The sequence below is a fragment of the Aquabacterium sp. genome, assembly GCF_035476535.1.
Taxonomy (GTDB): Bacteria; Pseudomonadota; Gammaproteobacteria; order Burkholderiales; family Burkholderiaceae_C; genus Pseudaquabacterium.
Map to the genome: position 1 here is coordinate 13725 of NZ_DATILJ010000009.1, position 13324 is coordinate 27048.

Consider the following 13324-nt stretch of genomic DNA (forward strand, 5'->3'; position numbering starts at 1 on the left):
AAGGGGGCCGAGCCGGGACACGAGAGGTCCAGTGGACCTCTGGTGCCTGGCGAGGGGCTGGGTCCTTGGGACCGGCGCGGCCTGCAAGGCACGCCAGCGGACCGGCGGAGCCGGATCCGCGGCGTTCGCTTGAGGGCGCTTCGGCGTCGGCCATCGGACGTGCAGACACTGAACACTGGCGCCCTGCAGCGCGCTGCGCTGGCCGCGGCCTGCTTCGCCGGCTTCCTGTGGGGCACCGGTGCACTGGTCGTCAATGTGCTGATCGTGCGCCACGGCTTCAGCCCGGAGACGATTTCGTTCTGGCGCTTTGTCGTCGGCGCCGTGGTGCTGCTGGCGGTCTTCGGCCGGCCGGCGCTGTGGCCGGCGCTGCGCACTCAGCTGGGCCTGGTGCTGGGTGCGGGCAGCTGCATGGCGCTGTATGTGCTGTGCTGGTTCCTCGGCATCGAACGCATCGGCGCGGCAGTGCCGACGCTGATCGCGCTGTGCCTGCCGCCGGTGCTGGTGACACTGCTGGCAGTGCTGCGCGGCCGCGAGCGGCTCGACGCCGGCTTGCTGATCGTGCTGGGCGCGGCGCTGGCCGGCACGGTGCTGATCGTGCTGCGGCATGGCGCCGGCGGTGCGCCGGTGGCCGCCGGCACGCTGTGGGCCGGCATCGGCTTCTCGGTGGCCTCGGCCGTGCTGTATGCCGGCTTCACGCTGGTCAGCGGCCGCTTGTCGACCGGCCTCGGTGCCGGTCCGGCGACGATGTGCCTGACGGTGGTGGCCGCCGCGGTGATGGGCCTGTCGGCGCTGTACCGGCCGCTGGTCTGGCCCGCGGAAGTGGCGCCCGAGGCCTGGTTGCTGTACCTCGGTGTGGTCACCGCCGCGCTGGCGCTGCTGGCCTTCAGCTGGGGCGCGGCGCGGCTCAGCCCGACCGCGCTGACGGTGGCCACGCTGGTCGAGCCGCTCACGGCCGTGGCGCTGGCGGCGCTGCTGCTGAACCAGCCGCTGAGCGCGATGCAATGGCTGGGCGCGGTGCTGTTGCTGGCCGCGATCTGGGGCCTGAGCCGCCGACCCAACACCGGGACACACGCATGACACGCGCATTTTTCAGCTGGAGTGGTGGCAAGGACTCGATGCTCGCCTTGCACCGTGCGTTGGACGCCGGCTTCCAGGTCGAGGCCTTGTTGGCGATGTTCGACGAAGGCGGCGAACGCTCGCGCTCGCATGCCTTGCCGCCGGCGCTGATGCAGGCGCAGGCCGATGCCTTGGGCATTGCGCTCGTGATGCGCCAAGCCTCCTGGGCCGACTATGAATCGGAGTTCGTCGATCAGCTGCAGCGCTTTGCGGCAATAGGCCTGACGCATGGCCTCTTCGGCGACATCGACCTGCAGCCGCACCGCGATTGGGAAGAGCGGGTCTGCGCCGCCGCCGGGCTGCGTGCCGAGTTGCCGCTGTGGCAGGCGCCGCGCCGTGCGCTGGTGGACGAGCTGCTGGCGCTGGGCTACCGGGCGCGCGTCGTGTGTGTCGATGCACGCTGGCTGGACGCCAGCTACTGCGGCCGCGAGTTCGATGCCCGCTTCATCGCCGACCTGCCGGCGAACGTGGACGCCTGCGGCGAGAACGGCGAATTCCACACCTTCGTGTTCGACGGGCCGCGCTTTGCGCAGCCGGTGGCCCATGTGCTGCGCGCGGTGCATGAGATCCAGCCCGTGGCGCCGGCGCCGGGGCACTATTTCGTGGCCGAGCTGGCGCCGTCGTGAATCGCATGTGCCGCTCATTTTTGGCGCTAGCAATCCGGCCAGGAAGAGCGGCATGACCGTCTGGCTGTTCGACCTGGACAACACCTTGCACGATGCCGGCGCCTTCGTCTTCGGCGCGCTGAACCGATCGATGGGCGAGTTCGTGCAGCGTGAGCTGCAGCTCGACGCGGAACAAGCCAATCGACTGCGCCGGCAGTACTGGCTGCGCTACGGCGCCACGCTGATCGGCTTGATGCGCCACCACGGCGTGAAGCCGGCCCACTTCCTGCACGACACGCACCGCCTGCCCGGCCTGGAGGAAAGGCTGTCCGGCCACCGCCATGACTTCGCGGCGCTGAAGGAGCTGCCGGGCCGCAAGCTGATCCTCACCAACGCGCCGCGGGCCTATGCTTTGCGCGTGCTGCGCGCACTGCGCATCGAGCACCTGTTCGACGCGGTGCTCACCATCGAGGACATGCGCATGTTCGGCGAGATCCGGCCCAAGCCGGATGCGCGCATGCTGCGCCGGCTGGTGGCCCGGCTCGGCGTGCCGGCCGCGCGCTGCGTGCTGGTCGAAGACACGCTGGTGCACCAGAAATCCGCGCGGCGTGTCGGCATGCAGACGGTGTGGATGCAGCGCTATGCCCGCCGCGGCGAGCATGCCGGGCCGCGCGTGGCGCGCTGGTCGATGCGGCCGGCCTACGTCGATCGCGTGGTGCGCGGCCTGCGGCCGCTGTGCAAGGTGTGACGTAGGCCTCGCTTAGGTGTTTACGCGGGCCCGGGCGCGCCGTGTCCATGTGCCAGAATGTTTTTCGCCCCCCCTAAGCCCCATTCCGCCGCCGTGATGTCCGACTTGCCCGCGCCATCCGGCGACGCCGACACCGTTGCGCTGCCCGCCGACGAGCCGGCGGCTGCGGTGGCCGAGATCGTCGCGGCGGCCGGCACACGCAAGCGGCCACGGCCCGGCGAACGGCGCGTGCAGATCCTGCAGACACTGGCCGCGATGCTGGAGCAACCAGGCGCCGAACGCATCACCACCGCCGCGCTGGCCGCGCGGCTGGAAGTCAGCGAAGCGGCGCTGTACCGCCATTTCGCCAGCAAGGCGCAAATGTTCGAGGGGCTGATCGAGTTCATCGAATCCAGCGTCTTCACGCTGGTCAACCAGATCACCGAGCGCGACCCCGGCGGCACCCTGCAGGCGCAGAAGATCTGCACCATGCTGCTGCAGTTCGGCGAGAAGAACCCGGGCATGGTGCGGGTGATGGTCGGCGATGCGCTGGTCTTCGAGCATGAGCGGCTGATCCTGCGCATGAACCAGTTCTTCGACCGCGTCGAATCGCAGTTGCGGCAATGCCTGCGCGGCGCCGCCGATGCCAACGGCTCGCTGACACCGACGGTCGACGCCAATGGCCTGGCTTCGGGCCTCACCGCTTTTCTGATCGGCCGCTTGCAGCGTTATGCGCGCTCGGGTTTCAAGCGCAGCCCGACCGAGCACCTGGATTTGCTGCTGCCGCGCCTGACGGCGTGAACCCTCTGACGGCTGAGCTGGCGCCGGGTGCGGCGCTGCAGCTGTGGCCGCAGCGTGCGGCTTTTGACGCTGCCCTTGGCATGTTGCTGATCGCCGATGCCCACCTCGGCAAGGCCCAGTCGTTTCGCCGGCTCGGTGTGCCGGTGCCGGCCGGCACCACGGCCGAAGCGCTGGCGCGGCTCGACGGGTTGATCGCCGCCACCGGCGCGCGGCACATCGTCTTTCTCGGCGACTTGCTGCACTCCGAACGCGCGCTGGCGCCCGGCACGCTGGCAGCGTTTCGCGCCTGGCGTGCCCGGCATGCCGCGGTCACGATGACGCTGGTGCGCGGCAACCACGACGAGCGCGCCGGTGATCCGCCGGCCGACCTGCAGATCGCTGCCGTCGACGGCCCGCTGCGCCTCGGCCCCTGGGCGCTGCAGCACCACCCGGCGCCTGTTGCTGGCGCCTATGCGCTGGCCGGCCATGTGCACCCCTGCGTGGTGCTGGGCGGCCGGGCCAAGGACCAGCTGCGCCTGCCGTGCTTTCACTTCGGTGCGCAGGTGGGCGTGTTGCCGGCCTTCGGCGGTTTCACCGGCATGCACGCGCTGCCGCGGCAGCCCGGCGACCGCCTGTTCGCGGTGGCCGACACGGTCGTTGAAGTGCCGCCGCGCAAGAGCTCCAGCGCCTCGTAGCTGACGGTACCAGCGCGCAGCGCCTGGCCATCGGCCTGCCAGCGCTGCTCACGCAATGCGCCGGTCGGTCGCGCCATCGAACACATGCGCATGCTGGGCCTGCCAGTGCAGGTGAACGCGCTCGCCGACCTGCTGTCGCGCATTGCCCGGCACGCGCACCGTCAGCTTGCCGACGGCGGTGTCCACCGTCACATAGGTCTCCGGGCCGGTGGGCTCGATCATCGACAGCGTGCCCGGCAGCCCGGCATCGGCAAAGCCCAGGTTCTCGGGCCGCAGGCCGTAGACCATCTCGTTGCCGGCCAGATCTTGCAAGGCCTGGCGCTGCGCCGGGCTGGCGTCCAGTTCGATGCCGTGGGCCAGCAGTGCGCTTCCGCTGCGCGTGGCCGGGATCAGGTTCATCGCCGGCGAGCCGATGAACTCCGCGACGAAGCGTGTGGCCGGCCGCGAGTAGATGTCGTCCGGCGTGCCGAACTGCTGCACCACGCCGTCTTTCATCACCGCGATGCGGTCGCCCAAGGTCATCGCCTCGACTTGGTCGTGCGTGACGTAGACCGTGGTGGTCTTCGTGCGCTGGTGCAGAAGCTTGATCTCGGCGCGCATCTCGACCCGCAGCTTGGCGTCCAGGTTCGACAGCGGTTCGTCGAACAGGAACAGCTTCGGGTCGCGCGCCAGCGCACGGCCCATCGCGACGCGCTGGCGCTGGCCGCCCGACAGCGCACCGGGCTTGCGGTCGAGCAGATGGCCGATCTGCAGCATCTTGGCCACACGCTGCACGGCCTGCTCACGTTGCGGTTTAGGAACCTTGCGCATCTCCAGCGCAAAGGCGATGTTCTGCGCCACGTTCATGTTCGGGTACAGCGCGTAGCTCTGGAACACCATCGCGATGTCGCGGTCCTTGCTGGGCAGGTGCGTGACGTCGCGCTCTCCTATGTGGATGCTGCCCTGGCTGGGCACGTCCAGCCCGGCAATCATGTTCAGCAGCGTGCTCTTGCCGCAGCCCGAGGGGCCGACCAGGATCAGGAACTCGCCGGCCTCGATCTCGATGTCGATGCCTTTGAGGATCTCGACGGGACCAAACGTCTTGCGAACATTGCGAATCGACAGTGCGCCCATGATGCTTACCCTTTGACTGCGCCGGCCGTGAGCCCGCGCACGAAATACTTGCCGGCGACGATGTAGACGAACAGCGTCGGCAGCGCGGCGATCAGCGCGGCGGCCATGTCGACGTTGTATTCCTTGACCGAGCTGGACGTGTTTGACAGGTTGTTCAAGCCGACGGTGATCGGCTTCGAATCGGCGCCCGAGAACACCACGCCGTAAAGGAAGTCGTTCCAGATGTTGGTGAACTGCCAGATCAGCGTGACGACCAGGATCGGCGTCGACAGCGGCAGCACGATGCGCACGAAGATCTGCCAGAACGACGCGCCATCGAGCATGGCCGCCTTGATCAGTTCGTCCGGCAGGCCGACGTAGTAGTTGCGGAAGAACAGCGTTGTCGATGGGATGCCGGCGATCACATGCACCAGGATCAGTCCCCAGATCGAACTCGCGATGCCCAGCCAGCCCAGCACCTGGCTCATCGGCAGCAGCACGACCTGCATCGGCATGAACACGCCGAACAGCATCATAGCGAACAGTGTCTCGCTGCCACGGAAGCGCCATTTGCTCAGCACATAACCATTCAGCGCGCCGATGGCGGTGGACACCGCGACAGCCGGCAAGACCATCAGCACGCTGTTGAAGAAAAACGGCTTCAGGCCGCCGCAATCGGTGCCGGTGCAGGCGCCGCTCCAGGCCTTGGCCCAGGCGGCGAAACCGGGGTCGGTGGGCAGCGACAGCAGGTGGCCGTTGCGGATCTGCGCCATGTCCTTGAGGGACGTCACCAGCATCACATACAGCGGCGTCAGGAACCAGGCCGCGAAGGCCAGTAGCACAGCCCACAGCAACAGACGGTGGAGTGTGAGGCGGTTCATTTCTTCGTCCTCAACTCGGAATACAGGTAGGGCACGACGATGGCCGCAACGGTGGCCAGCATCACCGTCGCGCTGGCTGCGCCGAGACCCAGCTGGCCGCGGGTGAAGCTCATCGCGTACATGAAGGTCGCCGGCAGGTCGGTGGCGAAGCCGGGGCCACCAGCGGTGAGTGCCATCACCAGGTCAAAACTCTTGATCGCCAGGTGGCTCACCACCATCAACGTCGAGAAGAACACGGGTCTCAAGGACGGAATCAGGATGCGCCAGTAAATGCGCGGCAGGCTGGCGCCATCGACCTGCGCGGCCTTGATGATGGATTCGTCGATGCCGCGCAGACCGGCCAGGAACAGCGCCATCACGAAGCCGGCGCTCTGCCAGATGCCGGCAATGGCCACGCAGTAGATCGCCTTGTCCGGGTTGACCAGCCAGTCGAACGTGAAGCCGGTGAAGCCCCATTGCTGCATCAGGTGTTCGAGCCCGAGGCCGGGGTTCAGCATCCACTTCCAGGCCGTGCCGGTGACGATGAAGGAGATCGCCATCGGGTACAGGTAGATCGTGCGCAGCAGGCCTTCGGCGCGGATCTTCTGGTCGAGCAGGATGGCCAGCAAGAGGCCGAGCGCCATTGCGCCGCCGATGAACAATACGCCGAAGATCAGCATGTTCTTCAAGGCGACATGGAAGCGCTCAGACTCGAACAGGGCCGCGTACTGGCCGAAGCCGACGAACTCGTAATTCGGCAGCAGCCGCGAGGCCGACAGCGACAGGTAGCCGTTCCAGGCGATCAGGCCGTAGATGAAGAACAGCGCCAGCAGGAAACTGGGCGCCACCACCAGCTTGGGCAGCCAGGGTGTGCGCAGGGCACTCGGGGCAGACATGGCGCGTGGGGACTTTCAGGATCAGGGGAAAAGGCGCCACGCGATGGCAGCAGCACCGCGTGGCGAACCAGGCTCCAGTGAAGACGCTCTTGCTCTTGTGACTACTTGGTCCTGGCCGCGGCGGCCAACTTGCCTTGCGCGTCGGCCACGCTCATCTTGTCGTCGTTCCAGAACTGGCTCACGGTGTCCTTGATCGCACCTTCCACCGCCGAGGGCACTGCCATACCGTGGGCGATCGAGGGCACCAGCGTGCCGGCCTTCGCGGTGTCGACGAAGTCCTTGGCCGAGGCCTTGGCGCAATCGTCGAACTTGTCCATCTTCATGTTCAAGCGCACGGGGATCGAGCCCTTGTACAGGTTGAACAGTTCCTGGAAGGCCGGGGCCATGATCTCCTTGGCCAGATCCTTCTGCGCGGCGATGTTGGCCGCATCCTTCAGCTTGAACATCGCAAAGGAGTCCACGTTGAAGGTGAAGGCCTTGGCCGTGCCGGGTGCGGCCACGCAGACGAAGTCAGTGCCCGGCGTCTTGCCGGCGGCGACGAATTCGCCCTTGGCCCAATCGCCCATCAGCTGCATGCCGGCTTCGCCCTTGATCACCATCGCGGTGGCCAGGTTCCAGTCGCGGCCGGGCGCGTTCTTGTCGGTGTAGCCCTTGACCTTCTTGAAGGTCTCGAGCACCTTGGTCATCGTCGGGCCGGTGATCGTCGCGCCGTCCAGCTGCACCAGCGCCTTCTTGTAGAACTCAGCGCCGCCGACACCGAGGGCCACCGACTCGAAGGTGGTGAAGTCCTGCCAGTTCTGGCCGCCATGGGCGATGGGCACGATGCCGGCCTTCTTCAATGCCTCGGCGGCAACGAAGAACTCGTCCCAGCTGGTCGGCAGCTTGGCGCCCGCCTTTTTGAAGGCTTCGGGGTTGGCCCACAGCCAGTTGACGCGGTGCACGTTGACCGGCGCGGCCACGTAGCTGCCCTTGTACTTCATGATGTCCGAGACGACCTTGGGCAGCAGCTCATCCCACTTCTCGGCCTTGGCCACATCGTCGATGTTGGCGAGCACGCCCTCCTGCGCCCATTCCTGGATCGACGGGCCCTTGATCTGCGCGGCCGAGGGCGCGTTGCCCGAGACCACGCGCGACTTCAGCACCGTCATCGCCGAATCACCGCCGCCGCCGGCGACCGCGAAGTCCTTCCAGCGGTGGCCGCCCTTTTGAAGAGTTATCTTCAACGCGGCGGCGGCCTTGGCTTCGCCGCCGGAAGTCCACCAGTGCAGCACTTCCACTTCGCCGGCCTGGGCCGGCGTGAAAGCGAGCGCGGCGGCTGCGGCCAGAGCGATGGCGCCGAAGCGCTGCGTGCGGGTACTTGTCATGATCAGTCTCCTTGTTGCGTCAGTCTCAAAACCACCACTCGACCTGCGCACCGTAGCTGGTGCCCGAGGTCTTGTCGGCCAGCGCAGCCTGGCCGGTGACATTGCCGGCCGCCTGGTTCCACTTGGCGCTGGTGGCGTACAGGCGGAACTCCGGACGGCTCCAGAAATCGGGGCCGACCGACAGCGTCGGCGCGATCGTCAGCTTGGTCAGGCGCGCGGTGGCACCGCCCTGCGGCTTGTACTGCGACACACCCAGCTCGGTGACGAACTTGAAGTTCTTCGTCAGCGCATACGACACGCGGCCGCCGACCGAGGCCGAATCGACCTTCAGCCCGGCGCCGTTCTTCTCGCTGGCGAACAGCACGATGGCCTGGCCGCCCAGCGGGCCGCTCTGGCCGTTGAAGCTTTCGACGATGCGCCAGCTCTTGGCCTTGGAGCCGGCCGTGAGGTCGCCGAAGTTGCCGTTGAGCTTGGCCGAGCCCTGCGCGAACTGCAGCCACAGCGTGTTCGACAGGCCGGTGCCGAACAACTTGGCCTGGTCATGGCGCACGGTGAAGCCCGCGCCTGTCTTGCCGCCGCTGAAATCGCCCTGGGTGACGCTGGCGAAAAAGTTCAGCTTGCCATCGGCATTGGCCGGCAGGTCCACGTACTCGACGTTGATGCGGTTGCCCGGTTTCACTGCATCGCTGTCGGTCTTGTAGAAGGCGGCACCGAGCTTGCCGCCGCCGGCGGGCTGGCCCTTGAAGCCGGCGCCGATGCCGAGCATCTCGATGAAGAAGGTGTCGACGATGTGCACGTCACCACGGCGGCCGCGTTCCTTGCCGATCCAGAAGGTGGCGTTGGGCGCCACGTCGAAGCCCTTGGCTTCCGCGAACATCTGCTCGATGTTCAGGCCCTTGTCCGGGTTGTCCTGCGTCGCGCCGGTGTAGTGGTTGACCATCAGCGTGGCGCGGTAGTCGATGCCGTCTTTCTGGAAGCCCTGGCTGAGCTGGAACTCGCCATAGAAGTCGCACTCGTTGCCGAGCCGGTACTTCATGCCCGAACTGCCGCCATTGAGGCCGTAGCAGGCGCGCGAGGTACTGGCCGAGGTGAGGCCCGGGCCGGTGCGGAAGTAGCCGGTCCAGTCGACCGCGTGGGCAGCGCCCGCGGTGGCCAGCAGGGCGAGGGCAGCGGCGCTGCGCAGCAAGGTGAATCGGGGGGCATGGACTGTCATGGCGTCGAGGTCTCCGTGTTGTGGTGTCGGGTGCCTCGCCGCCGTGCAACGGCACGGAACATCAACGCAAGGCAGCGTTAATGTTCCATACATTATTAATATTAGTCTCTAGGTATTAACGCGATGTTAATCTGATGTTCAAAAATTGATCAGGCCGTGGCAAGTGGCAGGTCGAGCCGCGCGCGCAGACCCTGCGGCGATGCCGATTGCAGGCTGATCCGGCCTTGGTGACGCTCGGCGATCTCGCGCACGATGGCCAGCCCCAGGCCGCAGCCGCTGCCTTCGTGCGTGGCGCGGTAGAAGCGGCCGAACACCGCTTCTTGCTGCTCGGCCGGGATGCCCGGGCCGGTGTCGGTGACCTCGACGATCGCGCGGCCGGCCTGGGCCCGCACCGACACGGTGATCTCGGCGCCGCGGCCGGCGTAGCGGATCGCGTTGTCGACCAGGTTGAACACGGCTTCGCGCAGCAGCACTTCGGCGCCGAGCACGCGCACCGGCGCGGCATCGGCCGGCGCGTCGTCCAGCCCCAGGTCCAGGCCGACCTGCAGCGCCCGCGGCACGCAATCGGCCACCAGCGCCGTCACCAGCGCGCGCAGGTCGACGCTGCTGCGCGGCAGACTGGCGGCGGCCTCGGGCTCGGCGCGGGTCAAGGTCAGCAGCTGGTTCACCAGGTGCGCGCTGCGCACCGCGCCTTCATGCACGCGCGCCAGCCGGGTGCCCAGCGCCGGGTCAGTGTTGTCCTTCAGCGCGATCTCGGTCTGGCTTTTCAGGCCGGCCAGCGGCGTGCGCAGCTGGTGCGCGGCATTGCTGATGAAGCGGCGCTGCGCGGCCACGCTTTCCTGCACCGCGGCCAGCAGCTGGTTCAGCGCACGGGCGAGGGAGCGCACCTCCTGCGGCGCGGCTTCCAGCTCCAGCGGCGCCAGGTCGTTCGGTGCGCGGTCTTCGACCAAAGCACGCAGCCGGGCCAGCGGCGCCAGGCCGGCGCGGATGCCGGCCCAGACGATCATCGTCATCAGCGCGATCAGCGCCGACAGCGGCAGCAGCGTGTCGACCAGGATGCTGCGCGCCAACTCGTCGCGGCTGGTCTGGCTGCGTGCAATCTGCACCAGCAGCACCTGCCGCGCGCCATCGTCGCCGATCGGCACGAACAGCGCGGCCAGGCGGATGCGCACCGCGTCGAGCCGGCCATCGTAGAAATAGGGCTCGCCCAGGCGCGGCGTGTCGACATCCGGCGGCAGCGGCAACTGGCGGTTGCCGAGGATGAACTTGCCCGGCGGCGTGCTGACCATGTAGTAGACGCGGTCGTCCGGATCGGCCTCGATGATGTCCTGCGCAGCGCGCGGAAAGTCGATGAACAGGCCGCCGCTCAGCGGCTTGACCTGGCGCGCCAGCGAGCGCGTGGCCTGCAGCAGGCTGGCGTCGATGCCGCGGTTGGCATAACGCGCCGCGACGTTGTAGGTGACGAAGGCCGCGGCGATCCACAGCACCAGCTGCGGCAGCAGCAGCCACAGCAGCAGCTGGCGGTGCAGCGAGCGGTGGCCGACGGCGCTGGCGAACAGGCGCTGCAGCAGCGGTGGGCGGTTCATCGTTGAGGGCGTTCAGCTCAGGGCGCCGCGGAACCTAACGCGGATTCGACTCGGGCTCGAGCAAGTAGCCCAAACCTCGCACCGTGCGGATGCTCAGCCCCGAGCCTTCGAGCTTGCGCCGCAGCCGGTGGATGTAGACCTCGATCATGCCGGGCGCATTCGGCGCCTCGTTGCGGTCGTCGGTCCAGGCGGCGGTGATCTGCTCCTTGTGCACGACCTTGTTGCGCTGGCTCAGCAGCAGGTCCAGCAGGTCCCATTCGCGCGGCGACAACTCCAGCAGGTTGCCGTCGATGCTGGCGCGGCGTGCGTCGCGGTCGAAGGCCAGGCGGCCCATGTCGGCCGGCGGTGTCGGAGACGGCATCGGCCGCGTGCGACGCAGCAAGGCACGCAGCCGCGCTTCCAGTTCCGGAAAATCGAAGGGCTTGGTCAGGTAGTCGTCGGCGCCGGCGTTGAGCCCGGCCACGCGGTCGTCCAGGCCGTCCAACGCGGTCAGCACCAAGACTGGCAGGGCAGGCTTCACCGCGCGCACATGCTTGAGCACTGTCAGCCCATCGACCATCGGCAGGCCGATGTCCAGCACCGCGGCGTCGAAGTCACGCCGCAGCATCAGGTATTCGGCCACCGCGCCGTTGGGTGCATGTTCGACGCTGAAGCCGGCCTGTTGCAGCTGCGCCGTCAAGGCGTCGGCCAGGATCGCGTCGTCTTCGGCGAGCAGCAGATTCATGACAGAAGCTTAACGCGCCAAGCTCAGATTAACGACCCTTGAATACCCGGTCGCTACACTCGCCGGCATGAGCCAGAACCCCCTCGAATCCCTGGCGCAGCGCGCCGAACGCCTGCTGGATCGGCTGGAAGCCATCCTGCCGCACCCCTTGATCGCGCCCGACTGGGCGGCGTCCATCGCCTTCCGCTACCGCAAGCGTGGTGTCTCCGGCTGGCTGCAGCCGGTGCGCCAGGTGGCGCGCATGGCACTGTCTGATCTGCAGGAGGTCGATGGCCAGAAGCAGCGCCTGGTGCGCAACACGGCGCAGTTCGTCGCCGGCGTGCCGGCCAACAACGTGCTGTTGACCGGCGCGCGCGGTACGGGAAAGAGCTCGCTGATCAAGGCCTGCCTGAACGAGTATGCGGCGCAGGGCCTGCGGCTGATCGAGGTCGACAAGGCCGACCTGGTCGACCTGCCGGATCTGGTGGACCTGGTGGCCGGGCGGGCCGAGCGCTTCATCATCTTCTGCGACGACCTGAGCTTCGACGAAGGCGAGGCCGGCTACAAGGCGCTGAAATCAATCCTCGACGGTTCGATCTCGGCGGCCGGCGACAACGTGCTGATCTACGCCACCAGCAACCGCCGCCACCTGCTGCCCGAGTACATGAAGGAGAACCTCAGCTACACCCACACCGACGACGGCGAGGTGCACCCGGGCGAGGTGATCGAGGAGAAGATCTCGCTGTCCGAACGCTTCGGGCTGTGGATCAGCTTCTACCCGTTCAGCCAGCAGGAGTACCTGGTCATCGTTGCGCAGTGGCTGCGCCATTTTGGCGTTAGCGAATCGGCAATCACCACCGCCCGGCAGCCGTCGCTGGTGTGGGCGCTGGAGCGCGGCTCGCGCTCCGGCCGCGTGGCCTACCAGTTTGCGCGTGACTGGGCCGGGCGCGACCACGCGGGCGACGAGTTCGCTGCACCGTCCACCGAGACACCGGCACCTGACGGGCTGGACCGTGTCTGAGTCGCAGCCGGTCACTGTCGTGGACCCGGCGACCGAACGCGACGGCGACGCGTCGTCTGCCGCTCCCCGGCCCATCACCGACGTGGCCGTCGGCGTGCTGGTGGAGCGAGATGCCCAGGGCCGCGAAGGCCGCTTCCTGCTGACCTCCCGCCCCGAGGGCAAGGTCTACGCCGGCTATTGGGAGTTTCCGGGCGGCAAGTTCGAACCGGGCGAAACGCTGGAGCAAGCGCTGCGCCGCGAGCTGCACGAAGAGCTGGGCATCACCATCGGTGCAGTGCAGCCCTGGCACGAAGAGATCTTCGACTACCCGCATGCGCTGGTGCGGTTGCACTTCTGTAAGGTCTTCGACTGGGACGGCGAGTTCGAGATGCGCGAAGGCCAGCAGATGGCCTGGTCGGCGTTGCCGGTGCAGGTGCAGCCGGTGCTGCCGGGCACGCTGCCGGTGCTGCGCTGGTTTGCGGCCGAGCGGGGCCATGCCGGGGTGTTGGCGGTGGGCGTCGAGAGCTGAACTGCGGCGGCGGTCGGCCCATTGCGGTCTTTGGTGGTTGCTGGAAGCGGACGTTTGGACTGTCTTGCCTGTGCCGGTGATTCTTCGTTGCACTGCGCCGGGATTCCGCCCCGGCAGGCGGGTCACTTTCTTCCTGGCCGAAGAAAGTAACCAAAGAA

At 67.6% G+C, this 13324-nt stretch carries 14 protein-coding genes; 7 read left to right on the forward strand and 7 right to left on the reverse strand.

Annotated elements, in window-relative coordinates; genetic code table 11:
* Positions 1-159 precede the first annotated feature (159 nt).
* From VLK61_RS00645 to pdeM, 5 genes are all read left to right on the forward strand, one after another.
* Positions 160-1077 carry a DMT family transporter gene (locus tag VLK61_RS00645; RefSeq protein WP_325417229.1) on the forward strand — a complete coding sequence of 306 codons (918 nt, stop codon included), beginning with the start codon at positions 160-162 and terminating at the stop codon, positions 1075-1077.
* Positions 1074-1742 (forward strand): diphthine--ammonia ligase, encoded by a 669-nt coding sequence (locus VLK61_RS00650; protein WP_325417231.1) that lies wholly within the window; start codon positions 1074-1076, stop codon positions 1740-1742. The genes VLK61_RS00645 and VLK61_RS00650 overlap by 4 nt, the downstream gene beginning before the upstream one ends.
* A gap of 52 nt (positions 1743-1794) precedes the next feature.
* Positions 1795-2469: a pyrimidine 5'-nucleotidase gene (locus VLK61_RS00655; protein WP_325417232.1), complete on the forward strand. Its 675-nt coding sequence runs from the start codon at positions 1795-1797 to the stop codon at positions 2467-2469.
* A 96-nt stretch (positions 2470-2565) separates the two neighbouring features.
* Complete coding sequence (gene slmA / locus VLK61_RS00660) at positions 2566-3249, forward strand: nucleoid occlusion factor SlmA (protein ID WP_325417234.1); 684 nt, start codon at positions 2566-2568, stop codon at positions 3247-3249.
* The gene (gene pdeM, locus VLK61_RS00665) at positions 3246-3923 is read left to right on the forward strand and encodes a ligase-associated DNA damage response endonuclease PdeM (protein WP_325417236.1); all 678 of its coding nucleotides are present in this window, start codon (positions 3246-3248) and stop codon (positions 3921-3923) included. Before slmA ends, pdeM begins: the two co-directional genes overlap by 4 nt.
* A 48-nt stretch (positions 3924-3971) precedes the next feature.
* Here pdeM and VLK61_RS00670 read toward each other — a convergent pair whose 3' ends face one another.
* From VLK61_RS00670 to VLK61_RS00700, 7 genes are all read right to left on the reverse strand, one after another.
* On the reverse strand, positions 3972-5036 hold the full coding sequence (locus VLK61_RS00670; protein WP_325417238.1) for an ABC transporter ATP-binding protein: 1065 nt from the start codon (positions 5034-5036) through the stop codon (positions 3972-3974).
* 5 nt (positions 5037-5041) lie between these two features.
* Positions 5042-5896, reverse strand: coding sequence for a carbohydrate ABC transporter permease (locus VLK61_RS00675; protein WP_325417240.1), 855 nt, complete (start codon positions 5894-5896; stop codon positions 5042-5044).
* Positions 5893-6771 (reverse strand): carbohydrate ABC transporter permease, encoded by an 879-nt coding sequence (locus tag VLK61_RS00680; protein ID WP_325417242.1) that lies wholly within the window; start codon positions 6769-6771, stop codon positions 5893-5895. Before VLK61_RS00680 ends, VLK61_RS00675 begins: the two co-directional genes overlap by 4 nt.
* Positions 6772-6872: 101 nt before the next feature.
* The gene (locus VLK61_RS00685; RefSeq protein WP_325417244.1) at positions 6873-8135 is read right to left on the reverse strand and encodes an ABC transporter substrate-binding protein; all 1263 of its coding nucleotides are present in this window, start codon (positions 8133-8135) and stop codon (positions 6873-6875) included.
* Between the two features lie 25 nt (positions 8136-8160).
* Positions 8161-9348, reverse strand: a complete 1188-nt coding sequence (locus tag VLK61_RS00690; protein ID WP_325417246.1) for a maltoporin — start codon at positions 9346-9348, stop codon at positions 8161-8163.
* 149 nt (positions 9349-9497) lie between these two features.
* Complete coding sequence (locus VLK61_RS00695) at positions 9498-10934, reverse strand: sensor histidine kinase (protein WP_325417248.1); 1437 nt, start codon at positions 10932-10934, stop codon at positions 9498-9500.
* A 34-nt stretch (positions 10935-10968) separates the two neighbouring features.
* A complete protein-coding gene (locus VLK61_RS00700) occupies positions 10969-11658 on the reverse strand; it encodes a response regulator transcription factor (protein ID WP_325417250.1) in 690 nt (229 codons plus the stop codon).
* Positions 11659-11725: 67 nt separating this feature from the next.
* Between VLK61_RS00700 and VLK61_RS00705 the strand changes: the two genes are divergently transcribed.
* On the forward strand, positions 11726-12658 hold the full coding sequence (locus VLK61_RS00705; protein WP_325417252.1) for an ATP-binding protein: 933 nt from the start codon (positions 11726-11728) through the stop codon (positions 12656-12658).
* Positions 12659-12677: 19 nt separating this feature from the next.
* The gene (locus VLK61_RS00710) at positions 12678-13166 is read left to right on the forward strand and encodes an NUDIX domain-containing protein (RefSeq protein WP_325417256.1); all 489 of its coding nucleotides are present in this window, start codon (positions 12678-12680) and stop codon (positions 13164-13166) included.
* The last annotated feature ends 158 nt before the right edge of the window (positions 13167-13324 follow it).